Origin of the sequence: Micrococcus luteus NCTC 2665 (assembly GCF_000023205.1) — a bacterium.
GTDB lineage: Bacteria > Actinomycetota > Actinomycetes > Actinomycetales > Micrococcaceae > Micrococcus > Micrococcus luteus.
The window spans coordinates 620,155-645,829 of sequence record NC_012803.1 but is presented as its reverse complement, the minus strand read 5'-3'; the positions used below and the strand labels follow the sequence as shown (position 1 = coordinate 645,829).

Annotated in this window: 20 protein-coding genes and 1 pseudogene; 10 read left to right on the top strand and 11 right to left on the bottom strand. The window is 71.0% G+C overall.

What is annotated here, in order from left to right:
• The first annotated feature begins 134 nt into the window (after positions 1–134).
• From MLUT_RS24045 to MLUT_RS14455, 7 genes are all read left to right on the top strand, one after another.
• Positions 135–260: a hypothetical protein gene (locus tag MLUT_RS24045; protein ID WP_010079245.1), complete on the top strand. Its 126-nt coding sequence runs from the start codon at positions 135–137 to the stop codon at positions 258–260.
• A gap of 126 nt (positions 261–386) precedes the next feature.
• On the top strand, positions 387–1,961 hold the full coding sequence (locus MLUT_RS14480; RefSeq protein ID WP_012750765.1) for a tyrosine-protein kinase domain-containing protein: 1,575 nt from the start codon (positions 387–389) through the stop codon (positions 1,959–1,961).
• Positions 1,958–2,920, top strand: coding sequence for a nucleotidyltransferase family protein (locus tag MLUT_RS14475; protein WP_010079247.1), 963 nt, complete (start codon positions 1,958–1,960; stop codon positions 2,918–2,920). The genes MLUT_RS14480 and MLUT_RS14475 overlap by 4 nt, the downstream gene beginning before the upstream one ends.
• A complete protein-coding gene (locus tag MLUT_RS14470) occupies positions 2,917–4,302 on the top strand; it encodes a lipopolysaccharide biosynthesis protein (protein WP_231936573.1) in 1,386 nt (461 codons plus the stop codon). Before MLUT_RS14475 ends, MLUT_RS14470 begins: the two co-directional genes overlap by 4 nt.
• A gap of 121 nt (positions 4,303–4,423) precedes the next feature.
• Positions 4,424–5,209 (top strand): hypothetical protein, encoded by a 786-nt coding sequence (locus MLUT_RS14465; protein ID WP_010079249.1) that lies wholly within the window; start codon positions 4,424–4,426, stop codon positions 5,207–5,209.
• Positions 5,210–5,254: 45 nt separating this feature from the next.
• Positions 5,255–6,139: a hypothetical protein gene (locus tag MLUT_RS14460; protein ID WP_010079250.1), complete on the top strand. Its 885-nt coding sequence runs from the start codon at positions 5,255–5,257 to the stop codon at positions 6,137–6,139.
• Positions 6,140–6,160: 21 nt separating this feature from the next.
• Positions 6,161–8,365 (top strand): acyltransferase family protein, encoded by a 2,205-nt coding sequence (locus MLUT_RS14455; protein ID WP_306425521.1) that lies wholly within the window; start codon positions 6,161–6,163, stop codon positions 8,363–8,365.
• 69 nt (positions 8,366–8,434) lie between these two features.
• Here the strand turns inward: MLUT_RS14455 and MLUT_RS14450 are convergent, their stop codons facing one another.
• From MLUT_RS14450 to MLUT_RS14400, 11 genes and pseudogenes are all read right to left on the bottom strand, one after another.
• The gene (locus tag MLUT_RS14450; protein WP_231936572.1) at positions 8,435–9,700 is read right to left on the bottom strand and encodes a glycosyltransferase family 4 protein; all 1,266 of its coding nucleotides are present in this window, start codon (positions 9,698–9,700) and stop codon (positions 8,435–8,437) included.
• Between the two features lie 97 nt (positions 9,701–9,797).
• Positions 9,798–11,129, bottom strand: coding sequence for a hypothetical protein (locus MLUT_RS14445; protein WP_010079253.1), 1,332 nt, complete (start codon positions 11,127–11,129; stop codon positions 9,798–9,800).
• Positions 11,126–12,265 carry a glycosyltransferase gene (locus tag MLUT_RS14440; RefSeq protein ID WP_231936642.1) on the bottom strand — a complete coding sequence of 380 codons (1,140 nt, stop codon included), beginning with the start codon at positions 12,263–12,265 and terminating at the stop codon, positions 11,126–11,128. The genes MLUT_RS14445 and MLUT_RS14440 overlap by 4 nt, the downstream gene beginning before the upstream one ends.
• A 5-nt stretch (positions 12,266–12,270) precedes the next feature.
• On the bottom strand, positions 12,271–12,864 hold the full coding sequence (locus MLUT_RS14435) for an LbetaH domain-containing protein (RefSeq protein ID WP_010079255.1): 594 nt from the start codon (positions 12,862–12,864) through the stop codon (positions 12,271–12,273).
• Positions 12,861–14,576 (bottom strand): GMC oxidoreductase, encoded by a 1,716-nt coding sequence (locus MLUT_RS14430; protein ID WP_010079256.1) that lies wholly within the window; start codon positions 14,574–14,576, stop codon positions 12,861–12,863. Before MLUT_RS14430 ends, MLUT_RS14435 begins: the two co-directional genes overlap by 4 nt.
• Entirely contained in the window at positions 14,573–15,514 is a 942-nt protein-coding gene (locus MLUT_RS14425; protein ID WP_010079257.1) for an aldo/keto reductase, read from the bottom strand. The genes MLUT_RS14430 and MLUT_RS14425 overlap by 4 nt, the downstream gene beginning before the upstream one ends.
• 11 nt (positions 15,515–15,525) lie before the next feature.
• Positions 15,526–16,788 (bottom strand): glycosyltransferase, encoded by a 1,263-nt coding sequence (locus tag MLUT_RS14420; RefSeq protein ID WP_012750764.1) that lies wholly within the window; start codon positions 16,786–16,788, stop codon positions 15,526–15,528.
• A gap of 131 nt (positions 16,789–16,919) precedes the next feature.
• Complete coding sequence (gene galE, locus MLUT_RS14415) at positions 16,920–17,921, bottom strand: UDP-glucose 4-epimerase GalE (RefSeq protein WP_010079260.1); 1,002 nt, start codon at positions 17,919–17,921, stop codon at positions 16,920–16,922.
• 314 nt (positions 17,922–18,235) lie between these two features.
• Positions 18,236–18,775, bottom strand: a pseudogene (locus tag MLUT_RS14410) (integrase core domain-containing protein); the annotation flags it as partial.
• A gap of 281 nt (positions 18,776–19,056) precedes the next feature.
• Positions 19,057–20,241, bottom strand: coding sequence for a glycosyltransferase family 4 protein (locus MLUT_RS14405; RefSeq protein ID WP_231936571.1), 1,185 nt, complete (start codon positions 20,239–20,241; stop codon positions 19,057–19,059).
• A gap of 98 nt (positions 20,242–20,339) precedes the next feature.
• On the bottom strand, positions 20,340–21,053 hold the full coding sequence (locus tag MLUT_RS14400) for an SGNH/GDSL hydrolase family protein (RefSeq protein ID WP_010079263.1): 714 nt from the start codon (positions 21,051–21,053) through the stop codon (positions 20,340–20,342).
• 65 nt (positions 21,054–21,118) lie between these two features.
• Between MLUT_RS14400 and MLUT_RS14395 the strand changes: the two genes are divergently transcribed.
• The 3 genes from MLUT_RS14395 to MLUT_RS14385 all read left to right on the top strand — a co-directional run bounded on the left by MLUT_RS14395 (position 21,119) and on the right by MLUT_RS14385 (position 25,516).
• The gene (locus MLUT_RS14395; RefSeq protein ID WP_010079264.1) at positions 21,119–22,804 is read left to right on the top strand and encodes a DUF885 domain-containing protein; all 1,686 of its coding nucleotides are present in this window, start codon (positions 21,119–21,121) and stop codon (positions 22,802–22,804) included.
• Positions 22,801–23,496 carry a Maf family protein gene (locus tag MLUT_RS14390; RefSeq protein ID WP_010079265.1) on the top strand — a complete coding sequence of 232 codons (696 nt, stop codon included), beginning with the start codon at positions 22,801–22,803 and terminating at the stop codon, positions 23,494–23,496. The genes MLUT_RS14395 and MLUT_RS14390 overlap by 4 nt, the downstream gene beginning before the upstream one ends.
• 163 nt (positions 23,497–23,659) lie before the next feature.
• Positions 23,660–25,516 carry an acetyl/propionyl/methylcrotonyl-CoA carboxylase subunit alpha gene (locus MLUT_RS14385; protein ID WP_010079266.1) on the top strand — a complete coding sequence of 619 codons (1,857 nt, stop codon included), beginning with the start codon at positions 23,660–23,662 and terminating at the stop codon, positions 25,514–25,516.
• Positions 25,517–25,675: the final 159 nt, after the last annotated feature.

Sequence of the window (25,675 nt, the reverse complement as noted above, 5' to 3'; positions counted from 1 at the left end):
CCGATCAAGGCGAGGGGAAGGTCTACGTCCTGCCTCCCGGCGGGGGTCCGCCCGCCCTCCTGAGCCCACCCGGGGCACTCGTCTGGCAACGCGCGGGTGAACCCACCTCTGCCCGTCGACTCGCGACGGATCTCGTGGCGTCCGGCGCCGTGTCCGTGGAGGAGGCGCTCTCGTCTGACGAGTTCGCCCGCCTCGTGCTGCGACAGCTCCAGGAGCTCGAGGCCGCGGGTCTGGTGGAACGAGTCCATGAGGTCGCATAGGGGCGTCCCGGCCCTGTCCCGATCCGTGTGTTCGTGTGTGAGTTAGCATTGGCGGCGATGTGAGACAAACGGCATCCGGATCCCGCTGCCACTGATCGTTCGACCCCTGGAGGAACCCTCGTGACCATGGACCAGCCCTCGACGAAGGACCAGCCCTCGGCGAACGAGCATTCCCGCTTCACGCCCCGCGACGTGCTCCGGGCGGTGCGGGACCACTGGGTCCTTCTCGCCTCGTGCACGTTGGTCGGGATCCTGCTGGCTGCCCTGTGGACCCTGACCCAGCCGCAGACCTACCAGTCTCAGGCGTCCGCTGTGGTCACTGCCGGAGTCAACGAGAACCTGGGTATCGCCCTCACTGCAGACAATCTGGCCAAGTCCAAGGCCACGCAGTATCAGGAGCTCGCCAAGTCGCGGTCGGTGGCTGAGGGGGCCGTGGAGCGAGCCGGCCTCGACATCTCTCCCGACGCCGCTCTGGGCAGCCTGACCGTCGCCGTCCCGCCGGACACGGCCGAGGTGCGCCTGAGCGTCGTGCAGGATTCACCCGAGACCGCCCAGGCCCTCGCCGACGCGTGGGTGGCGTCGCTCGCGCAGGAGGTCTCCAACATCGAGAACCAGCAGATGCCGGGTGTCGCCGACGCGGACGAGGTCACGGCGCAGTCCGTTATCAAGGTGCTCCCCCTGGTGGAGGCCACGAAGCCCTCCACCCCCCACAGCCCGAACGGGCGGCTCGCCCTGGCCCTGGGAGCCCTCTCCGGCCTGGTGCTCGGCCTGGCCCTGACCGCCCTTCGTGCTGTGAACGACCGTCGCATCAAGTCTTCGGCGGCTCTCGAGGACGACTTCGGGCTCACGGTGTTGGGCACGATCCCGGTGATGAGTCGCAAGTCGGCCAAGGGCAAGAAGGGCCGGGACAAGCAGGGCAGCAAGGCCGATCGCTCCGGCCGCGCCACCCTGCGTGACGGACTCCGGGGCGCCGACGCCTCGGACGCGACCGTCACCTTCCACTTCGCCGAGGCGTTCAAGGAGCTGCGCACCAACCTTCAGTTCATCCGCCCGGACAACCCGCCGCGGATCATCGTCATCACCTCAGCGCTCCCCGCCGAGGGCAAGTCCACCGTGGCCGCGAACACCGCCATCACCCTCGCCGAGTCCGGCATCCCCACGGTCCTGGTGGACGCGGACCTGCGCCGCCCGACCGTGGCCGGCTCCTTCCATGTGGAGGGCTCGGTGGGCCTGACGAACACCGTGATCGGCAACGCGGAGGTCTGGGACGTCCTCCAGCCCGTCCCGGATGTGGGTGACCTCAAGGTCCTGGCCTCCGGCCCCGTACCGCCGAATCCCTCCGAGATCCTCGCCTCCGCCCGGCTCGAGTCCGTGCTGCGTTCGATCGCGGAGGACCACGTGGTGATCGTGGATGCCCCGCCGCTGCTGCCCGTCACCGACGCCGCCATCCTCGCCGCCAAGTACGACGGCTGCGTGCTCGTGGTCACGGCCGGCCAGACGACGCGTGACGAGCTCGCGAAGGCCCTGGGCAACCTGGCGAAGGTGAACGGCCCCGTCCTGGGCGCGGTCCTGAACCGCGTCCCCACCACCGGTCCCGAGGCCAGCTACTACGGGTTCTACGGCAAGTCGTACTACGCGTACACATCCACGACGACGGCCGAGCCCACGGACGCCGAGTCCTCGCCCACCGCGCGGGCGTGACGGCCCAAGAGGCTCGGCCGGGCGGGGAGGTCGAGCCGCTCCCCCTGTCGCAGGCGATCCCGCTCGCTGCGGCGGCCGTCCAGGAAGCCACCGCCGCAGCCGGCGTCCGCGCACTGGTCATCAAAGGGATCACCGCCGAGGTGCAGCTGCTACGGCCGGCGGGCCGCCCCACTGACGTCGACGTGCTGGTGGCGCCCGGAGACGTCGAGCCCCTGCTCCACGCGCTGCGTGGCCAGGGGTGGGTGCCACGCCCGGACGACAACCACCTGGGCATCTTCCCCGAACACTCCGTCACGGTCATGCATCCGCAGTGGCCGTGTGACCTGGACGTGCACCACCGCTACCCAGGCCTCGATGCCCGCGATCCGAAGCGGGCGTTCGACCGGCTGTGGTCGGACCACGCGGAGGTGGAGGTGGCCCATTGGCCGGTGGCGGCCCCGTCCCGGGCCGCGCACGCGGTGATCCTCGCTCTCACCTCCCTCCGGGAGCCCTGGGACAGGCGCGCAGACGGGCAGCTGCGGTTCCTCGTGGACGAGGTCCTGGTGACCCCGGAGCTGCGGGACCAGTTCATCGAGGTCGGCCTGGAGCTGAACGCCGGCGCCGCCCTCGCACCGATGCTGCAGGATCTCTGCCCGGACCGCGACTGGTCGGGTCTGCCCGCCCCGGACGACGACTGGCTGCTGTACACGCACAGCCGGGAGTCCGCCACACTGCGGCTCGCCGGCCTGGCCCAGGCTCGCGGCCTCGACCGGGTGCGCCATCTGTGGGAGGCGCTCGCCCCCAGCCGCACCGCTCTCGCCTCCCAAGACCTCTCCGTCGCCGACGCCGGCCTGCGCAGCCTGTGGCTGGCCCGGTGGCGGCGCCTGCGACGCGGCGTACGGGCCATCCCGACCGTCCTCGAGGACTACCGCCGCTACCGCCGTCTCCGTGAAGGCGTCGTGAAGGGACGACTCCGATGACAGCAGACCCCACGCCCCCGTCCGCGCGGCCCACGCCCACGGTCCCCCCGCCGCCCTCCGGTGCGACGGCCGCACGCGCCGGGATGGGGCGCAGCGTCGTGCAGCAGATCCTGGCCCTCGCCGTCCCGCCCTTCCTGGCGCTCGTGACGGCGCCGATCCTCGCCCACAGCCTCGGCGTGGAGGGCCGCGGCGAGCTGGCCGCCGGCACCGCCACGCTGCTGTTCCTCGGCGCGGTGCTCACCTTCGGCCTTCAGGAGTCCGTGACGCATCACGTGGCGCGGCGCCCCGGGGGCGAGCGCGCCATGCTCCTGCAGGCGGGGGCGGTGATCGCCGGGCTCGGTGTGCTCGGCGGAATCGGCACCTGGTTCGCGGCGCCCTGGCTCTCGGCCGGCAACGACGAGCTCACCGGCGTCATTCGGCTCACCGCCGCGTTCGTGACTCCCACGCTCGTCCTGCTCGTGCCCCGAGCCATCGCCTCCGGTCAACACAGGTGGAGGCTGGTGTCCCTCGAATCCTGGGTCGCCGGCCTGGCCCGCGCCCTGGTGATCGTCGTGCTCTGGCTCTCCGGGCACCTGTCGGTCCCCAGCGCCGCCCTGACGTTCTCCGCCGTCCCGGTGCTGGCCGGCCTCATCTACCTGCCCCTGATCGTCCGGGTGCTGCGCGATCCCCCGGTGCCCGGGGCGGCCCCGTCCCTGAGCACCCTCTTGGGCTATGGGCTCAAGATCTGGCTCGGAGCGCTTTCCGGCATCATCCTCACACGGGTGGACCAGGTGCTCATGGTGCCGCTGTCCGATGAGATGCAGCTGGGCCTCTACGCCGTCGCCGTGACCATCGGCGAGGTGCCCACGGTGATCTCCGCGGCCGTGCGCAACGTGGTGTTCGCCGCGGACTCGGCGGAGACGGACCCGGCGCTCCAGGCGGGCCGCCTCCAGCAGGCGAGTCGGCTGGCCGTGGCGGGCTCCGCGGCGGCCGCGCTCGGACTCGGGTCCACCATGCACTGGTGGATCCCCTGGCTGTTCGGCCCGGGCTTCGCCGACGCCTGGTTGGCGGCCGCGATCCTGCTGCTGGCCACGGTCGTGGGCACCTCGGGCTCGGTTGCCGGGGCCGGTCTCAGTGCCCGTGGGCGGCCCGGCTTGCGCAGCATCTCCATGGCAATCGGTGCCGCGTGCAACCTGACCGTGTTCTTGGCGGCGGTCGGCCCCTGGGGCGTCGTGGGAGCGGCATTGTCCACCCTGGTCGGCTCATATGTGTCCGGCACCATGAACATCGTGTTCCTGAAGACCCGGTTCGGCATCTCGGCCTCGGGCTTCTACGGCCTCCGCCGTGAGGATCTCGCCCTCCTCTCCCGGGCCGTCCGGAAGCTCGTCCGACGCGGCGCGTGATCACCCCGACCCCCGATCCGGGCGGCCCGTCTCCGCGCACTAGGATGTGTCTGGCGTCAAGCATCCACCGGCGCCCCCCGACCACAGCCCAGGCCGCGACCATCCCATCCAAGGAGGCCCCGTGACCCCCGTCCCCCCACAGGAGATGATCGCACTCCGCGCTCATCGCCCGGACCGCCCCACCCTGGCCGCGCATCGCCGACTGGTACGTGCCTTCGGCGAGGATCGCGTCGTGGTCGTGGCGGACGAGGCCTCGTCTCCGGCCCAGCAGTGGCCGGCCCATGTGGACGTCGTCCGTATCACCCCGGAGGCACTCGAACAGCTCGGTCTGTCCACGGACATCAGCGACTCGGGGTGGCGCTGCGGTGACTACGCGCTGTCCGTGCTGTTCGCCCAGCGCCGCGTGGAGCGCGCCTGGCTGACCGAACCCGACGTGGCCTTTTCCGGCCAGACGCCGATGGAGTTCACGCATCGCTATGCGGAAGACCCCGCGGACTTCGTGGTGCACTCCATGGCGCCGCAGAATCCGGGGGGCTTCTGGTACGGCACGCTGACCTCCCGTGGCTTCAGCGGACGTGAGTGGCACTCGTTCTTCCCGCTGCTGCGCGTCAGCCGGGCAGCCGTGGAGGCGGCAACAGCACTGCGGCGCGAGGTCCAGCACGTCCCCTCCGACCTCATGCACCCCAACGACGAGACGGTGGTGGCCACCGCCGTCGCGGAGAACGGCCTCAGCTGGACCGCCATGAAGGACCGGGACCCCGCCATGTTCCGCCGCTTCTCCCCCGGGCTGCGGCTCCCCCTGCCGGTCCTCAAGGCGCTCTACAGGGGTCCCCAGGTGTTCCATCCAGTCGGCCGTCCGGACATCCTGAAGCGCCGCCGCCGCGCTGAGGACGTCACCAGCGCCTGATCCCGGCATCGACCGGTCTCGCACCGCCCAGAGAGGACCCGCACCATGCAGATGGACTCCACCGCCCCGCGCCCACTCCGGGTGGTCGGGAAGGGATCCCGCATCCTGGCCCTGCGCGCGCGCAACCGGGTCAGCCGGGCACCGGTGACAGGACCGGCGCCCGTCACCCTGTCCCTCACCTCCTACGGGGAGCGCATGGCCGTCGTGGGGCACACCATCGAGTCCCTCGCGGCCGGGCGACTGCGCCCACGGCGGATGGTGCTGTGGGTGGACGACCCGGAGCGGACCGTCCAGGAGCACCCCATGCTGGGCCGCCTGCAGGCCAGGGGACTCGAGATCCTCCCCACGGTCGACTACAAGCCGCACAAGAAGTACTACTCCCTGCTGGAGTCGGAGGGGCCCTCGGACACCCCGATCGTCGCCGCGGACGACGACATCCTCTACCCGGCGACGTGGCTCGAGGGGCTGGTCCATGAGCACGTCCAGCGGCCGGAGCACTTCCTCGGCTACCGGGCGCACTGGATCCGGACCACGAAGGACGGCCTGCTCCCGTACTCGGACTGGGGCCAGGCCCCCGTGGGGGCGGAGTCACCCCGCACGTTCATCACCACGGGCGCGGGCTCGGTGTACCCGCGCGCCCTCCAGGAGGCGCTGCTGCAGCACGGGACGGTGTTCCAGGAGCTCTCCCCCCGTGCCGACGACGTCTGGGTGAACGCCGTCGCCGTGGCCGCCGGCGTGCCGAAACGGCGTGTGGCGATCGACCATCTGGGCACCTTCTACACCTATCCCAGGACCCAGGGCGGCGGGCTCCACGCCATGAACGTGGGCACCGGCGGCAACGATGTGCAGATCCGCGCCGCCCACGACCACCTGGGCCTCCACGCGTCGGCCTACGCTGACGACCTCACCGCAGGGAAGGGGCGTGCGTGAGCGCCGCCTCGCCCCCCGGCCCTGGGGGTCGATCCGCGCACCGACCTTGACCATCCCGGAGTCCCCCGGCGCCACCGGCCTGACATCCAGGGACTGCGCACCATTGCCGTGACCCTCGTCGTCCTGCAGCACACTGCGGGCCTGCCCGCCGGCGGGTTCATCGGCGTGGACGTGTTCTTCGTGGTCAGCGGGTTTCTGATCACGGGAATCCTGCTTCGGGACATCGCTCGGCACGGGCGGATCGACCTCATGCAGTTCTACACCTCGCGGGTGCGGCGGATCGTCCCGGCAGCTGTCGTGACCGCCGTCGTGACCGTCGCCGTCGCATGGATCGTGTGGTTTACCCCTCGCGCCCTGCAGGTGACGCTGGACGGCCTCTGGTCCGTCCTGTGGGTCGCCAACTGGCACTTCGTCGCCACAGGGACGGACTACCTGGCCGGCGGCGACCACCCCTCGCCCTTCCAGCACTACTGGTCCTTGTCCGTGGAGGAGCAGTTCTACGCGGCCTGGCCCTGGCTGCTCGTGGGAGTGACGGTCCTCGCCGCCCGCTTCGGCACGGCGCGCGGAGACCGCAGGCTTGCCGCCTCCTCCCGGTGGACCCTCCTGGGTGTGGGTGCGCTGCTGACGGCGGGGTTCATCTGGTCCGTGGTGCTCGTCGCGGCCCGTCCCGAGGTCGCGTACTTCGATCTCATCTCCCGCAGCTGGGAGCTGCTTGTCGGCGCGTTCCTCGCCGTGCTCGCCCACCGCGGCACCCTGCACCGGCCCGGTTCCTGGTGCTGGGCGGCCCAGCGATGGTTCCTGATCGCCGGGGTCGCGATGATCGTCGTGGGAGCATTCCTGATCTCCGAGTCCACGCCCTTCCCGGGCCTCGCGGCCCTGGTCCCCGTCGTCGGCTCCGCCCTCGTGGTCGCCGCACGCAAGGATGCCCACCTCCATCCGATCCTGACGAACCCCGTGGCCGTGTGGCTCGGAGACCGCTCCTACTCGCTGTATCTCTGGCACTTTCCCGTCGTGGTCTTCGCTTCCACCGCCGGGACTCTGGAGACCGTGCCCCAGCAGTTCGCCGCCATCGGCATCAGCCTGGGACTCGCCTGGGCCTCGCACCGGTACATCGAGGAGCCGTTCCGGCGCCGTCGCGGGCGCTCCCGCTCTGCCGCCCCTGCAGCCGAGGATGACGGCATCGCCCCTCCGCGCTCCACCCGTATGCCGTCCTCCCGTGGCCGCTCGTTCGCGGTGGGCGCGGCTGTCGCGGCCGCGATCGCCCTCTTCACCGTCATCCAGTTCCTCCCCTCGCGCTGGGGCGTGATCGCGGACCGGACGATGAGCGTGGCTCCGGCCTCCGCGCCTGCCGCGTTCGCTGACGCGTCGGCAGTGGCCGATGCCGTGTCGGCGGCCGTGGCAGCTCCGCAGCCATGGGCGGGTGGGGAGTTCGCGCCCTCCCCAGACGCATTGACGCAGCGCCAGATCGCGGCCCCGATGCACGCCTGCCCGAATACCGTCGGTACCACTGACCTGAAGACCTGCGTGTTCGGAGACGGGCCTCGTCATGCCATGCTCGTCGGGGATTCAGTGGCACTGGCGTGGACGCCGGCTGTCCATCGTGCCCTGGGTCCGGCTTGGACTCTGACGGTCGTGGGCGTCGCCAGCTGCGCCCCGTGGGACGCCGAACACGGCGCCCGCTGGGGAGACCCTGCCTTCGTCGGCCAGTGCGCCCGCAGTCGCGACGCTGTCGACCGCCTCGTGGAGGATACGGCTCCGGACCTGGTGATCGCATCGGGTGCCCAGGGCGGATACCTCCTGCAGCCGGGTCCCGAACTCTGGGGAGCATGGGCGGAGGGCGCCGCGGAGGCCATCTCCCAGTGGCGTACCTCCGGCGCGGAGGTCGTCGCCCTGGGGTCCCCGCCTCCCGCAGCGGATCTGCGCACCTGCGTCCTGCGGATCGGTGACACCCACGATTGCCTCACCTCGTGGTCGCCCGAGACGCCCGAGGTCGCGTCCTCGCTCGAGGCAGGAGCCGAGAGGGCCGGTGTTCCCTACATTGATGTCCGTCCGTGGTTCTGCACGGTGGAGGGGAAATGTCCCGCCGCCGTCAGCGGCATGGTCGTCCGCACCGACCCGACACACATCACCGCGGCCTACGCCGAGTCCTTGGGGGACGTCCTGAGGACTGAACTTGAGGACGGCCTCCCCGACCTCGCGGCAGCCCCGGACGCACGGCGCAGGTGAGCGTGGCACTCCGCTCCTGACCACCCTCCGTTCACAGCCGCGACAGCGGCCTGGAGGAGGGCATGCCCATCAGGAGCGGGCCGGGCTCCCCGGGGAGGTGACCGAATGTCCTCGCGCGACGCCCTCCACCAAGGGAACGACCCGTTCGCGGTACCGGTCCCAGGTGAAGCCCCTCGCCGTCACGGCGGCCGCCTCGCCCATGCGCCGCGCCAACCCCCTGTCCTCGGCGAGGGCACGAAGATGCTGGGCGATCGCCTCCGTGTCCCGCGGCTCCACCACGAAGCCGTCCACCCCCTCGGTGACAACGTCGTGTCCAAAGGTGGCTGTGGAGACGATCACGGGTGTCCCCACGGACATCGCCTCGATCTGCGTCAGCGGAAAACCCTCGCCAAGGGATGGCAGGGCACTCACGTCAGCCTCGGAGACGAGCGCCATGAGCCGACTGCGGGGCATGCTGCCCAGCACGGTGACATCGGAGCGCGTGCGGATGTCAGCCATAATCTCCCGCGGCCCCTCGCCGATGACCACAAGGTGTGCCATGCCCTCAGGCAGCATGTCCAGTGCGTCGAGAAGGTAGTAGATTCCCTTCCGCTGTGTCACCTGCCCCGCGAACACGACCCTGAGCGCCTCCCCATCCGGGAAGTGGTGGACATGGTCCGCCTCCGTGAACTCCGGACTCACGGCGGCCAGGGGCAACACGGAGATCCGTTCCGGGTCCACGCCGTACTCCACGCAGGTGCGTTTCACGAACGTGCTGCCCACGATGAGGTGGTCGGCAGCATCGATCTCAGCATCCAGCGTTGCCAGCGCCTCCTCGTCGGGGCGGTCGGAGAGGTAGATCGCCCCGGCGCGGTCCGGCCGGAGGGCGAACTCCCGCGCCATCTCGCGCGCCAGCCAGCGGTGATGGGCGATGGGGTAGTTCAGGACGCGCACCGCGGATGGGCCAACCTCAGTGAACACCGGAAAAGCGGATCCCTGCTGTGCCACGATCATATCGACGTCTGCCATTGGGGAGCGACGGCGGCGGAGCTGCCCACGCAGCCGCTCACCCAGCTGGTCGTTGCGTCGCAGCATCGCGGCGCCTGCGGACTCGAGGTCGCCGCGGAGCTTCCGATGCAGGAGGTTCTGCAGCTCGTTCAGATGCCCGCCACGGATGATCTGGCGGTCAGAGAGGCCGTCCGGCAGCTCCCGGCGCAGGATCTCCCGGGTCACCCCACCAAGGATCCCCCGGCGTCCGGCCGCACGGGCGGCCTTCATGATCCATGCATCGCGGCCGAAGGACGCCGCCGTGACGACCTGGACCTCGTGGCCAGCACGGGTGAGGGCCCCCGCCATCTGCAGGGGCTCGGGATGCGTCGAGTAGGACACCACCAAGATCTTCATTCACTGCTCCGTCTGCCGTAGGTCGAATCGAGGTCGAGGGTGTTCCAGGTCAAGGGCGCACGGGGGCGGCCTGGGATGAAGGCACCGCGCCAGAAGCAAGCGACAGTCGCTCCGAGGCGGCCGACGGCTCCGTTGGCCCGAGTCGGATGTGGCGAGCGTCCGCGTACGCCATGCCGCACAGCGCCCAGAACAGGAATCCGTCCGGGCCCTGAGCCATGAACGCACTGGAGCCCACGCCAGCCACGAGCATGGCCACCGCCGCGAAGGCCAGCGCGGCGGAACGTCCCCTTCCCGCCCGAGGCGTCACGGCGCGCAGCAGGGTGCCCAGCTGCAGGAGGAGGTAGAGGACCGCGCACAGCACGCCGAAGGACACGCCGAAGATGAAGTAGCCGTTCTCCAAGGAGGAGCCCAGGTACCCGTCTTCGCGCAGATTCCGCGGCCCAAAGTACCCGACCAGTGAGAACTCCGGCCAGCGCTCCAGGAACCATTCGGCGGCGATCACACGGAGTTGGGTGGACGACCCGTCGTCGACGAACTTGCGCTGGAGCGCCAGGCCGGCCTCGCTGTTCAGCACCCGGAGCAGCGCGCCGCCTGCGAGAGTCCCCCACATCGCCGATGCAATGGGCCGACGAACCAAAGAGACCAGCAGGACCACCACGGCGCCGAGCAGGCTGACCACGAGTCCCGCCCGCGCCTCAGCGACGAGGGTGGCGTACACGAACAGCACGATCAGGCCAAAGCGGAGCCACACGTAGCGCACGAACACGGTGAGCACAGTGGCGGCCGACATCAGCGTCCCCACCTGGATCCCGTGCCCCAGTGTGCCGACGGCACGGGAGATCTGGTCGCCCCTGAGGAACCAGCTGTTGGAGAGGAGGTCCTCCCAGAAGATCGCGCGTTCGACATTGACCTGGACGATCGCCAGCACGGCCTCGAAGACGCTGACGAGGAGCAGGGGGTAGACGAACCAGCCAAGGGAGCTGGGGCGGTGGCGGACCTCATCCCGGATGAGTAGAAACATCAGCACCGGGAGCAAAACGATCTGGAAGGCCACCACGGCGGTGCCGATCAGTCCACGGCCATAGGGATTGAGCCCGTCCAGCATCATGAGCGATACGACAGCGAGAAGGGTCAGCATCCACACGATGCCGGGAGCCCGAAGCGCCCGCAGGAAGCGTGGCCACGCGAAGACCGCTTGGACAGCCGTATGAGCCACCAGCAGGTACATGGCGGGGTGGAGCACCGGGGTGAGGAACCCCTCCGCCATACCAGGAACGAGGATGCGCACCGCCACCACGGCGGACAGCACCACCGCCGGCCGGTTCCAGAAGACCAGGGCGAACAGCAGGGACCCGGTCATCACCATCAGTGCCAGGGTCACGGCTCACTCCCCCCGATCGCGTCAACGTAGATGGTCTCGAGGCGTCGGGCCACGGCGTCCATCGAGTAGGTGTGCTCCACGTGTTCCAGGCCGGCGGCCCCGGCACGGCGGCGCCGCTCCGGGTCGGTGAGCAGTTCCCGGACTGCGGACGCCAAGGACTCCACCGAGTCGTCATGCGCGACGGCGCCGCCGGTGGCGCGCACGTCCTCCGCCAGTCCGCAGTCGTGATTGGCCACGGTCGGCAGGCCGACCGCCATGGCCTCGATCAGCGTCATGCCGAACGGCTCGTCCACCGCAGGCAGCACGTAGACGGCCGCCTCGGCCATCCGGGCGGCCGTCCGGTCGGGGGCCAGGGGCCCCTCCCACACGATGCGGCCGTCGGCGTCGTCCTCGGCGATCGCCGTGCGCACGGCGTCGCCGCGGTCCTCGTCTGGGCCGATCAGCGTGAACCGGGCGGCCGGGAATGCGGGGGCGAGGAGCTGGGCCGCCCGCACGAACTCGACGGGCCGCTTGCGCGCGGCCACCCGCGCCAGGAACAGCACCTCCGGGTGTTCCGCCGCCGCGCCGGCGCGCTGCTCCACCGCGCGCTCCACCGTGGGCGGGACGCCGTTGGGGAGGACGACGGGCTCCACGAGCTGCGGGAACAGCTCCTGCAGATCGGTCTTCTCTCGGGGAACGAGAGCGATCGACCCTGCGGCGCTGCGCATCACGGGGCGCGTCATGGCCAGGTCGAGCGGCTTCGCCAGGAGCCGGTCCGAGGCGTCGATCATGCCGTGGGTGTGCACCACCAGGGGTACCCGCCGCGCAGCGGCGGCCAGGGCCGTGGGCAAGGCTACGAGGTCGCGGGCCAGGTGCAGGTGCACGACGTCGTATTCGGGCGCCCGGCGGGCCACGAAAGCCGTGAGCCGCGGGGCGACCAGCCCGGCGAAGCCGGTGCCGGGCACCGCCTGTCGGGCCGGGAAGAGGGTGACGGTCACGCCGTCGTATTCGTGCGGCAACGGGCCCTCGAAGCCCTGTGCGCCGGCCACGAGGTCCACCTGGTGGCCTCGCGCCCGCAGCGCACGCACCTGGTTGACGGCGACCCGGAGTGGGCCGCCGAAGGACCCGTCCGGGGTCACGAGCGTGACGACGTGCATGATCTTCACAGCGCGGCGGCCTTCTCCCCGTCCGGCGAGCCGACCCGCGCGTCTACCGCGTCCCGCAGCTTGGGGGGCAGGAGCTTCCCGAGCTGGGCCACGACCTTGTGCCCGCTGGGCACGTCCTTGACCACGAGGGACTTCGCCCCGATGAGGACGTCGTCTCCGATGGTCACCCCGCGCAGGATGGTCGCCTGGGCGGCGATCCAGGTGCGGGAGCCGATGCGGATGGGGGCGTTGTCGAACTCGAAGTGGTCGTCGTCGAACTGGTGGGACCCGGTGCAGATGAACACGTCCTGGGAGATGCACGTGTTGCTGCCGATCTCCACGGGCTCCAGGTTGAGGATCCAGACGCCCTCGCCGATCCATGAGGAGTCCCCGATCGAGAGCTTCCACGGCCAGTGGATCCGCACCCGGTGCCTCACCAGCACGTCCTCGCCGATCTCGGCCCCGAACGCCCGGAGGGTCGCGGTGCGGAGCGTAGCTGGGCACCACCAGTGCTGCAGCACCGCTCCCTGGACGGCCAGCCAGGCGGCCTGCACCACCTTGGGGCGGCCCTTGTCATACCCGACTCCAGTGAACCCGGTCAGATCCTTCATGATGCTGGTCCCTCCTCGCGCCTCGGGCGCGTGTGATCGATGACGGCGCCGGTTCCGGCCACGAGACGTCGGCGCAGGTGGTCGGCCAGGCGGGTCGCCACCGCCACGGCCGTCATGGTCGGCCCTGCATGACTCGCGGTCGGGAAGACGCCGGTGGAGCTGATGTACAGGTTACGCGTTCCCCACACCCGCAGGTCCGGGTCGACGACCGACGTCTCCGGACGGGTGCCGGTGCGCACCAGGCCCATCTGGTGGGTGGCGTCCGTGAGCTCCAGGGAGAGCAGGTGGTCCAGGGACGGCGGGGTGTAGGTGCCGAAGCCCGAGCGCGCGAAGCCCTCAGCCAGGAGGGTCAGGGACCGGTGGTAGTTCTCTCGGTCCGTGTCCCCCACCCGGTGGGCCACGTGCAGCCGGGGAACGCCGAAGGCGTCCCGCTCATCCCGGGACAGGGTCACGCGGTTCTCCGGCGAGGGCGACTGCTCGGCGTCGAACCGGATGCGGTAGCGACCCTGCTTGGAACGGCGCGTGAACGCCGGGAGCGTGCGCGGATCAGCCCAGCGGTCGCGGGCCCACGTGTATGCAAAGGCCGCGAGCTGGGGCGCTCCCAACGCCACGTTGCGCACGTGCTGCGCGGTGCCGCCGGCCGCGGCGAAGCGCCGATGCATGCCGGCGGACTTGAAACCGTCCAGCTGGATCAGCGCCTTGCGGGCCAGGACGTAGGCCGAGAGCAGCGGGTCCCCGTGGGAGGGGTCCATCGGGTCCTCATACCAGATGGCATAACCCATGTGGAGCAGGTCCTGCTCGCGCCGGACGCGCTCGGTGAGCGTCAGCAGGCGACGCACCCAGACGCCGTCATGGGACTTGACGTAGCGCGTGGCGGTGTCCGCCGAGTGCGGGTCGCTCAGCTGCAGCTCCCCGACCTCGGCAATGGGGTGGATCATGTAGTTCCGGCCCACCTGGTCATGGGCAGTCCCGACCTCCGAGTGCAGCAGGAGGCGCGCCGACTCCAGGCCACCGGCCGCCACCACCACGATCCGGCCGGTCACCGTGAAGGTCCGGCCGGGGGCGGAGGCGGCCACGACCTGCGTGACCTCGGCGTCTCCGGCGTCCGCACGCTCCTCCGCCACCAGGCGCACGACGTTGGCGTGATGCAGCAGGCGCAGGTTGGCACGGTGGTCCAGCTCGCGGCGGTAGACGTCCCCGAAGCGCACCGGCGGGGAGAAGCGCCACAGTCCGGTGTCCTCCACGATGTCCTGGCCTCGCCCGAGCAGGTGCTCCGGGTCCCCCGGGAGGGCGGTCGCGGCGTCCCACTCGTAGCGGCGCAGGTCGAGCGCCTGGGCGGCCCGGCGGTAGTACGGCTCCAGGTCCTGCCGGCTGAAGGACCAGGGCTCCGGGATGCCGAGCCCGGGGCGAGCCTCGAAGTCCAGGGGGGAGAACGGCGCGGTGCGCCCGCCCCACTGATGACTCGCCCCGCCCAGGCCCTTCTGCCGGGCCTTCTCCAGCGGCTCGGCGCGCTGCGAGTGTGCATCCCCCTTCAGGGTGTCCTGCAGCTCCGCGTCCACGTCCAGGGAACCACCTTCGAGCAGCAGGATGTCCCGGCCGGTGTCGGCGAGCTCACGGGCCACGGTCATCCCGGAGGGGCCCGTGCCGATCACCACGACGTCGGCGCTCAGGTGGGCGCCGACGGGCAGGGTGCGTGCGTCCAGGGTGCTCATGCGGTGGGCTCCTCTCCGGGGGTGAGCAGGCGTTCGAGGGTGGGGCCGTCCAGCAGCGGCGCCCCCGCCCGCAGGCGCGCGAGATTGCGGACAGCGTGCTCGGCGGTGCTCATACCGAGCAGCACGGCGTCCGGCCGCATTCGGACGATGGCCCGGTCCAGCAGAGACACCACCACGTCGGACCCGGGCAGACCGGTCCGCTCCGCGAGCTCAGGGACGAGGGCGCCGTCTCCGAGGGCGCCGATGCCGACCAGCACCGCCTGGCCCCGGCGGGGATGCTCCGTGAGCCGGTCCGCCAGCGCGGCGTGGTCCGGCCCGGCGAGCGCCTGCACCCACGGAGTGCCAGGCAGGTCGAGCGCCGCCACGGCCACCTGGGGGTCCGGGGTGGACACCCCCCAGGCCCCGACGAGGCCCTCGCGGACGAACCCCGTCATGGCCTCCACCACCTGAGGGTCCTGCACGTCGGAGAGCTCCGGCTCGTGGAGGAGGTAGACGGGGATGTGCTCCATCCGCAGCCGCCGGAGCGAGCCCTCCAGGGCCCAGCGCAGGTACCCGGGGTGGAAGCAGCGACCCGCCGCGGCCGAGGTCTTGAGCCCGGACGGCGACGGCCGGGTGCCGGTTGCACGGGATGCCGCCACCAGTGCCTGCGGGGTCTTCAGCAGCCCCGCTTTGGTCATCACAGCGACATCGGGCCGGGTGGCAACAGCACGGCCCACGAGCCGCTCAGCGATCCCCCGGGCGTAGACGTCGGCGGTGTCCACCAGGGTCACCCCCAGGTCCAGGGCAGCCTCGAGGGTGCGGGCCCCCTCGCGCACACCACGGCCCTGCCAGAAGGCGCCGAGCCGTGCGGTGCCTACCCCGAGGCCGGACGCCTGGAGCTCGGAGCCCAGTGGACGTCGGGTCAGGAGGTCGGTGACGTCGGTGAGCGGTGAGGTCATCGTGGGTTCCTTTATGCTCTGGGCCGCGGTACCGCGCCGGGCCGGTCGGTGGCGGGCCCATGGCGAACCGCGCTCCTGACAGCATCGTCCCATGCGCTCCGCACCCGCTGCGCGGAGAGCGTCGTCCGCAGCAGCTCCCATCCTGCCCGGCCGATCCGGTCCGCGCGCTCCGGCTGCTCCATGAGAGCGCGGATGTGTTCGACGAGCTCCTCCGTAGTGTCCCCCACCAGGGCGTCCACCCCTGCCGTGACAGGGATTCCCTCCACACCTAGCGGCGTCGCGGCGACGGGCAGACCCACACTCATGGCGTCCAGCACCTTGGTCTTGACCCCCGCACCGGAGAGCACCGGGGACAGGAACCCGCGGTGCTGTCGCAGGGCCTCACCGAGGCCGTCCACGTACCCGGCGAGAATCACGCCCGTGGAGCCAGGGAACTCGTCCCGCAGGTCGTCGGCCCCCTTGCCGTAGGCCGTGACGCTGAGGTCGAGCCCACGGGCCCGCGCGGCGGGGATGACCTCGTCCCGCAGGTGGCGCAGTGCTACGAGGTTGGGCCCGTAGTGAAGGACGCCGAGGAAGGCGAAGGAACCGGCCGGCGCCTCGGACGGTGTGCCGGGCGTGCGCGTGTCCACGGCCATGGGCAGGTCCACGACCGGGCACCCGGCACGGTCCCGCAGGATCCGCGCCTCGGTGCGGGACGTCATGGCGGGCACAGTGCAGGCCCGCGCGGCGGCGATCTCACGCCGGTGCACCAGCCTTCCCTCCAGGGTAAGCGCGCGGTGGGCGGCACGTTCGGCGGCCCCCCGCACGGCGCCGGGGAGTCGCTCGCCGTAGTAGCCGAGCACGGAGTCGTTGCCGTCCTTGAAGGCCGCGGAGCGGTAGCGGTCGGAGAGGAGGTCATCCAGGTGCAGGACGGTCGGCACCCGGACGTCCTCAAGGAGGGGCCAGGTCCGGATGCCGTCCCCGACGACGACGTCCGGACGCACATGCCTCACCGTGCGACGCACCTCGTGCCGCACCCTCCGGCCGTCGAGCACGGCCTCGTTCAGGGAGTGTCGCCGGGCGAGATGACCCAGGACGCTGAGAGGGAGCCCAGCCAGCCGAGGCGGAGCGATGCGCGTCAGGGGCCGTCCGAGCCAGTCCCCCGACTCGCCCTCGGAGATGGTCGCGACGGTGACGTCATGGCCCGCCTCCACCAGTCCGCTGACGCCGGTCTCGAGGACGGCGATGCGTCCTGTCCGGGACGCCAGCGGGTCTCGCGCCAACAGGAACAGCACCCTGAAAGGTGTTGTCCCAGCAGAACCATCACTCACCGCTCTCCACCGTCCCTCATCACGACTCAGCTTGCGCCGCGCGTCACTGACACGCGGTCTGTAGAACGATACGGAACAACTTCACCCCACGGGTGTCAGCGGGAGTGATCCGCAACGCGCACCGCGCTCCGCACCATCTCGTCCAGCGAGTACCGCATACGCCAGTCGAGGTCCCGCGCGGCCCGTGTCCCGTCCGCGACGATGCGGGCAGGGTCGCCAGGGCGCCGCGCCCGCACCTCAGGGACGAACGGGGTGCCCGTCACGCGGCTCATGGCGTCCATGATCTGGCGGACGGAGGTTCCGTCCCCGGACCCCAGATTGTAGACCGGGTGCAGTCGCACACCGTCTCGAAGTGCCCGTGCTGCGACGACGTGGGCCTGCGCTATGTCCTGCACGTGGACGTAGTCCCGGACGCATGTTCCGTCCTCAGTGGGGTAGTCGTCCCCGAAGATCACCGGTGTGGCACCGTCGGCGAGGGCCTTCAGGACCAGCGGGAAGAGGTTGTGCGCGCTGGAGTCGTAGATGTCCGGGTGGCCCGAGCCGACGACGTTGAAGTAGCGCAGGCTCGTGTGCCGCAGGCCCGTCGCGCGCGCCTGGTCAGCCATCAGCCATTCGCCGATCAGCTTCGATTCGCCGTAGGGCGACTCCGGATGTGTCTCCGTATCTTCGGTGACGAGGGGCGTCGTCGGGGAGCCGTACGTGGCCGCAGACGAGGAGAACACCATCAGGCGGGCACCCACGGCCTCCATGGCCTCCAGCACGCTCACGACCCCCTGGACGTTAGCTCGGTACGTGATCAGGGGACGCTCCACGGAGACGCCGGCGAATTTGAAGCCTGCTACGTGCACGACGCCGCCGACGTTGTGCGAGCGCATGAATGCGGCGAGGGCAGCGGTTTCGCAGATGTCGCCCCGCAGGAAGGGCACATCCGACGGGACGAACTCGGCGTGGCCAGTGGACAGGTCATCCACGACGACGCAATCCATTCCTGCCGCTTGGAACGCGCGCACCACATGGGCGCCGATGTAACCGGCGCCGCCGGTCACAAGCCACGTGGAACCGGGCCCACCATCCTGGGCAACACGCTTTTCCGTCATCTCAGAACTCCTCGATTAGTCCTGGCGCGACCCGACCCACTTCTGTGACATGGCCGACAGTGTCATCCGCGCGATTCTGCGTAACTAGGTGAACCGACCAACATCGTGGGCAACGCGATGCCTTATGACGCGTCACGAGCCTGCCACACCCCGTGTGGGCGGAAACCATCGAAGGACTATTGAATCATATCCATATGGTCTTCACAGGCGGCGCCCCGCTGTCCCGCTACAGCTTAGACCTTTGCTCGGCCCACACGACAACGCTTCAACTCACGGCGAGCAACGAAGTCCGGGGTGCACATGAGCCGCCCCCTTCATTCGGTCCGGACGTTCTGTGAGTCGTCGGTTTCCATTTGATGGGTGCACTGCCGAGCGTACTCGGCTGGGGTTAGGTAGCCGAGCGAGGAGTGCCGGCGGTGGTGGTTGTACTCGTCCTTCCAGTCGCCGATGATGACCTGTGCGTGCAGCAGCGAGTAGAAGCTGTTGATGTTGAGGCACTCGTCGCGGATCCGGCTGTTGAACGACTCGACGTACCCGTTGCGCCACGGCGAGCCCGGAGGGATGTAGGACAGGCCGGTGCGGGTGCCGGCCCAGTCGGCCATCGCCTCGCTGATGAACTCCGGCCCGTTGTCCGACCTGAGCACCGCCGGGGCGCCCCGGGCGGCGACGAGGTCCTCGAGGTGGGCGGTGAGTCGGTCGGCGGTAATCGAGCGCTCCACGAGCCCGCCGATGCACTCCCGGGTGTGTTCGTCGACGATCGAGCAGATCTTGATCGGTCGTCCGTGCTCGTCGGCGTCGAACTGGAAGTCCACCGCCCACACCACGTTCGGCGCGTCCGCCGCCAGCGCGGCCACGGCGCGGCGCACCCCGGCCCCGTTCAGCACGGCCTCGTTGAGCGCGTGCAGTCGTGCGGTGCCCGCGACCACCCGGAACGGCAGCGCGGCGAGGCCCGGCGGGCTCACCCGGTGCAGCGGAAGGCCCATCCAGGTGCCCGGATCGCCCGAGGCGACGGCAGCGACGGTCACCTCGTGGCCGGCGTCTACGAGGCTCTGGACGGCGGTCTCCAGCACGGCCGTGCGGCCGGTGCGCACCGCCAGCGGGTCCCGCGCCAGGACGAACAGCACGCGGCGGGGGGTCATCGCGTTCCCCCGATCCCAACAGCGTCTCGGATTCCCTGACGGAAGCCGGCCCAGGACAGGCGCTCGGCCTCGCGCAGCGCATCGGCGCGATAGGACCGGGCGGGATCATACGAGGCGCGGAACTCCTCCAGGGCGGCGACCAGCGCAGCCACCTTACCCGCCTCCACGACGCGGCCGAGGTGGGGTGGCAGACCCATACCGGACAGGCCGGTGTTGGAGGACGCGATCAGGCGCGCGCCGTGTGCGAGCGCCTCGCCGAGCACGAGGCCGAACCCTTCCACCACGGACGGCAGCACGAGTGTGTCCGAGGTGCGCATGAGATCCTCGAGCTCGGCACGGTCGGCACGGCCCCGCAGGTCCAGCCGCGGAGCCCCCTCGGCGAATCGCTCGATCTCCGGATCGAGGCGGGACGCCACCACCACGAGGCGGGCGTCCCCGAGGTCGGCCTGCCGCCAGGCCTCCACCAGCAGATGCAGCCCCTTGCGCTGGACCCCTTGGCCAACGAACAAGAAGGTCTGCTGCGCGGTCGGCTCGGGCACAGGGCCGGTGTCCGGCGCGGGTGAACCGTAGGGGACGACGGCGACGTCGGTCTCGGCCATGCCGCCTTGCACGAGACCGCGCCGCGTGAACTCGGAGGCGCAGATCGCCGAGTCGGCGGCGGCGACCTCCGCACGGTGCTTCGCCTCGAGGCCGGGGTTGTCCACCTCCGCCTCGGCCCACCAGGGCCGGAGCCCGGCGAGCTCATCCACCTCGGCGAGCGTCTGCTCGATGAACTGCGGGGACGGGTGGTACTGGAAGAGGATCCGCCGGCCACGCGAGGGCCCTTCGAATGCCTGGCGTGCGCTTCCCGAGTAGAGCAGCAGGTCCAGGTCCGGGTGGCGCCGGGCGACCCGGGCCACGGTGGCGCCGAGGGCACCTTCCACGCGCTCGGACGGAAAGTCCGTGGGACGGACGCGACGCATCACCTCATATGGCAGCTGCGTGACGAACGCCCCGGCGGAGGTGACCACCTGGCTCGGGCGGATGGCCTCCGCCCGGCGATGCCGCAGTGACGGCAACACCTGCCCGGGCTTGCCGTGGTAGTAGTCGGTGACGAATCGCGTCAGCTGGTTCGCCTCCGCGAGGGCGACGGGCACCTGATAGGAGTCCCGATCCCTGTTCAATGCGACGAGAAAACCCACTCACTCACCCTCACGCGGGAAACGCACCCCGAGGCATCTGCAGGGCCATGCGAACGGTACCAACAACACGACCCCCGCAGTCTCCTGCAGTCCAGGGCTCACTCCTGGCCGTCCCGGCCCTGATACGCGGCCAGGAGCTGCTCGGCCATGTTCTGTGCGTACAGAGCAGCGCCCTCTTCATTTGGGTGGAGAGCATCTTGGTTGAATCCCTCCACGTATGCGTTGTCATCGCCGCGGATTCCCTCCCAGGGATCCACAAGGGTCCATCCCTCCTCGGACGCGAGCTCCCCCAGTCGGGCGTTCCACTCCTCGACCTCGTCCTGAGGGCGGTCGTTCATAGGGCCCAGGGCGACGACGACGAACATTTCACGAGGGTCCTGCAGATCCGCGAATTCACGCGCGTTGGAAGCAAATTCCTCGAAGGGGACATCCGTCCTCAGGTCGTTTGTCCCGAAAGCGTAGACAACGAACGTGGCTAGAATACCCCTGTCCTCACCTCGGGATTCGCCGGAGGTCCGGCCGCCCTGAGCAGACCCTCCAACGAAGCGCAACCCCTCGTCGTTGATGTAGCTAGTCCATGAAGACGGCCCCGACTCCGCACCTGCAAAATTTGGGGAGTCGGCCACGGCGATCGAGTCCCCATAGACCTCGACCGTCGGCCGGGTGTCGGCCGAATAGCTGTGCACCGGCACGGGGGAACGGTTCTCCGCCTCCGCCGCGGGGGAGACTACGGGACGATTCAGTGCCAGGAAGGCTGCGGCACCGGCGACCACGAGCAGAACCAGGAGCGCGATCTTGGACGAGGTCTTCACGCCCCTATGCTATCCCTATGCCAGCCGGGCGGCTCTCCGGGCCCGCCCGACCGTAGGATCCTGGCATGACCCCCATCACCTCTGACGTGCCCACCGGTACGCGCACCCCGTCCGCCATCGACGCGCTCGCTGAGCGCTACGTGACCGACCTCCTCGCCCTGCATCCGGACACCGCCACCGAGCTCGGCTTCCCGGGCCGGGAGACCGAGTACACGGACTTCTCTCCCGCCGGCGCCCGCGCCGACGACGAGCTCAACGCCCGCCTGCTCGAGGACCTGGCCGCGCTCGAGCCGCAGGACGAGACGGACCGCGTCACGAAGGCGGCCATGCAGGAGCGCATCGGCCTCGAGCGCGAGATCCACGCGACCGGCCGCACCGAGCTGAACAACATCGCCTCCCCTGCCCAGGGCATCTGCGCGGTCTTCGACCTCATGCCCACGGACACCGCGGAGCAGTGGGGCCACATCGCCGGCCGCCTCGAGAACCTGCCGGCCGCCCTGCGCGGCTACACCGAGTCCCTGCTCGCCTCCCGCGACGCCGGCCACGTGGCCGCGGTGCGCCAGGTGGACATCGTGGTGGAACAGGCCCGCGCCCACGGCGCCGCGGGCGGGTTCTTCCCGGGCCTGGTCGAGCGGGCCGAGGCAGCCGACGTCGTGGACGACGCCCTGGCCGCCCGCATCCGCTCCGGCGCGGACGCCGCCGCGCAGGCCTACCGCGACTTCGCGGACACGCTCGAGGCCGAGCTGCGCCCTCACGCCCCGGAGGTGGACGGCGTCGGGATCGAGTACTACCGGCTGGCCTCCCGCGTCTTCCTCGGCGCCGAGATCGACCTCGAGGAGACCTACCGCTGGGGCCAGGAGGAGCTGGCCCGCATCATCGCCGCGCAGCAGGCGGACGCCGAGCGCATCCGGCCGGGCGCCACGATCGAGGAGGCACGCGCGATCCTGGACGCGGACCCGGAGCGCACCCTGAAGGGCACCGAGGCCCTGCGCACGTGGATGCAGCGGCTCTCCGACGACGCGGTCGAGGCCATGAAGGAGCACTTCGAGATCCCGGCCCCGATGGACCGGCTCGAATGCATGATCGCCCCCACCCAGGAGGGCGGCATCTACTACACCGGCCCCTCGGACGACTTCTCCCGGCCCGGCCGCATGTGGTGGTCCGTGCCCCCGGGCGAGGACGAGTTCACCACGTGGGCGGAGACCACCACGGTCTACCACGAGGGCGTGCCGGGCCATCACCTGCAGATCGCCACCGCCATGATGAACCGGGAGAACCTCAACCTGTGGCGCCGCAGCTTCTGCTGGACGTCCGGCCACGGCGAGGGCTGGGCGCTGTACGCGGAGAAGCTCATGGAGGAGCTCGGCTTCCTCGACGATCCGGGCGACCACCTCGGCATGCTGGACATGCAGCGCATGCGCGCGGCCCGCGTGGTGTTCGACATCGGCTACCACTGCGGCTTCGACGCCCCCGAGTCCGAGGGCGGCGGCGCGTGGACCCCGGAGAAGGGCTACGCGTTCCTGGCCAAGCACCTGAACATCTCCGAGGGCCAGCGCCGCTTCGAGTTCACGCGCTACCTCGGCTGGCCGGGGCAGGCGCCCGCCTACAAGGTGGGTCAGCGCATCTGGGAGCAGATCCGCGCCGAGCACGAGCAGGCCGAGGGCGCCGACTTCGACCTCAAGGCCTTCCACACCCGGGCCCTGCGCCTGGGCGGCATGGGCCTGGACACCCTGCGGGAGGCACTCGCGTGATCCCGCGCGACGACGGCGCGGCCGGCCCCGGCACGGGCCTGCGGCTGGTGCTCGGCTCGGCCTCCCCCGGCCGGGCGGAGGTCCTGACCCGGGCGCGGGTGCCGTTCCGCGTCGTCGTCTCCGGGGTGGACGAGGCGGCCGTGGGCGCGGCGGCGGGCGACCCGTCGCCGGCGGAGCTGGCGGGCCTGCTGGCGGAGGCCAAGGGCCGCGACGTGGCCGCCCGTGTGGCGGCCGCCGGCGTCGAGACGCCCACGCTCGTGCTCGGCTGCGACTCCGTGTTCGAGTTCGAGGGCCGCGCCCACGGCAAGCCCTACGAGCCCGAGGTCGCCGTCGAGCGCTGGCGCGCCCAGGCCGGCCGGGAGGGTGTGCTGCACTCGGGCCACTGGCTGGGCCTGGTGCTGCCGGAGCCCGGGGTCGGGTCCGGGATGGCCGCGGAGGCGGGCGTGGTGTCCGCCGTCGTGCGCTTCGGCGCCGTCACCGAGGCCGAGATCCAGGCCTACGTGGCCACGGGCGAACCGCTGAACTGCGCGGGCGCGTTCACGGTGGACGGCGCGGGCGCGGCCCTCGTGGACGGCGTGGACGGGGACCCCAACGCGGTGATCGGGCTGTCCGTGGCATGGCTGCGGCGGGCCACGGCGGCCCTGGGTCAGGACCTCACCCGGTTGTGGGAACCCTCCAACGCGCAGCGCTGATCCGGCGCGACAGGGCCGCGTGCCTCGGAGGGTTCCGCCACAACGAGTAGGGTGCTGGTCAGAGTCGGCGCCGTCCCGCGCCCTTCACCCCACCGGGTGAGGGGCACGACCCCGGACGTGGCGCCCCACCCCCAGCCGTGATCGTCCGAGGAGTCCATCGCCCATGAGCATCGCCGACGCACCGCAGGCCTCGGTCGTCCCGCCCGTCGACCCCGCGGCGGAGCGCCGGTTCTCCCGGGTGCTGATCGCCAACCGCGGCGAGATCGCCGTGCGCATCATCCGGGCCTGCCAAGACGAGGGGCTGACCTCCGTGGCCGTCTACGCCGAGCCGGACCGAGACGCCCTGCACGTGACGCTCGCGGACGAGGCCGTGGCCCTCGGCGGGGAGACCGCCGCCGACTCCTATCTGGTGATCGGCAAGATCCTCGACGCCGCCGAGCGCGCGGGCGCGGACGCCGTGCACCCCGGCTACGGCTTCCTCTCCGAGAACGCGGACTTCGCGCGCGCCGTGGCTGACGCCGGCCTCGTGTGGATCGGCCCGCCCGCCGAGGCGATCGACCGGCTGGGCGACAAGGTCTCGGCCCGCCAGCTGGCCACCAAGGTCGGCGCCCCGCTGGCACCGGGCACCACCTCCCCCGTGACCGGCACGGAGGAGGTCGTCGCGTTCGCGGACGAGTTCGGCCTGCCGGTGGCCATCAAGGCGGCCTACGGCGGCGGCGGCCGCGGCATCAAGGTGGCCCGCACGCGCGAGGAGATCCCCGAGTTCTACGAGTCCGCGGTCCGCGAGGCCGTGGCCGCGTTCGGCCGGGGCGAGTGCTTCGTGGAGCGGTTCCTGGACAAGCCGCGCCACGTGGAGACGCAGTGCCTGGCGGACGTGCACGGCGACGTCGTCGTGATCTCCACCCGCGACTGCTCGCTGCAGCGCCGCAACCAGAAGCTCGTGGAGGAGGCCCCGGCGCCGTTCCTCACGGACGAGCAGAACGCCCGCCTCGTGGAGTCCTCCAAGGCGATCCTGCGGGAGGCCGGCTACGTCGGCGCGGGCACGTGCGAGTTCCTCGTGGGCCAGGACGGGACCATCTCCTTCCTCGAGGTGAACACGCGCCTGCAGGTGGAGCACCCGGTTTCCGAGGAGATCACCGGCATCGACCTCGTGCGCGAGCAGTTCCGCCTGGCCCGTGGCGAGGCCCTCGGCTACGAGGATCCGCAGCCCCGCGGCCACTCGATCGAGTTCCGCCTCAACGGCGAGGACCCGGGCCGCAACTTCCTGCCCGCCCCCGGCCGGCTCACCACGTTCCGCATGCCCAGCGGCCCGGGCGTGCGTGTGGACTCCGGCGTGGTGGAGGGTGAGACCGTCTCCGGGGCCTTCGACTCCATGGTCGCCAAGCTGATCGTCACCGGTGCGGACCGCCGCCAGGCCCTGCAGCGCGCCGCCCGCGCCCTGCGCGAGGCCGAGATCGTCGGCATGCCCTCGGTGCTGCCCTTCCATCGCGCCGTGGTGCGCGACCCCGCCTTCGCCCCCGAGATCGCCGGCTCGGAGGAGCCGTTCTCGGTGCACACCCGGTGGATCGAGACGGAGTTCGCGAACCACATCGAGCCGAGCGCCCTCACCCCGGCGGAGCCGGCCCCCCGCGAGGCGCGCCACACCGTGACCGTGGAGGTCAACGGCAAGCGCGTGGACGTCACCCTGCCCACGTGGGGCGAGGCCCTGCACACGATCTCCGGCGCCGCCCAGCGGGCCGGTGCGGGACGACGCCGGCCCCGCGGCAAGCGCGGCGCACCGGTGGCCGCGGCCGTCAGCACGGACGCGCTGACCGCCCCGATGCAGGGCACCGTGGTGAAGGTCGCCGCCGAGAACGGCCAGACCGTGGCCGAGGGCGACCTGATCGTGGTCGTGGAGGCCATGAAGATGGAGCAGCCGCTCACGGCCCACCGCGCGGGCGTCGTCAGCGGGCTCGAGGTCGAGCCGGGCCAGACGGTCACGGCCGGCACGGTGATCGCCTCCATCGCCGACGCGGAGTGAGCCGCCGGCGATGACGGCGGGGAGCGCCGTCGTCGCCGGCTGGTTCCACATGGTGGACGACGGGGATGTGACTCTCGCAGATCGGCGCGATGAGGCTTAGCCTGACACGCATCTTCGTCTCACATCGTGGTCGCTCGCGACCCCCTGTGCCCGTCATAC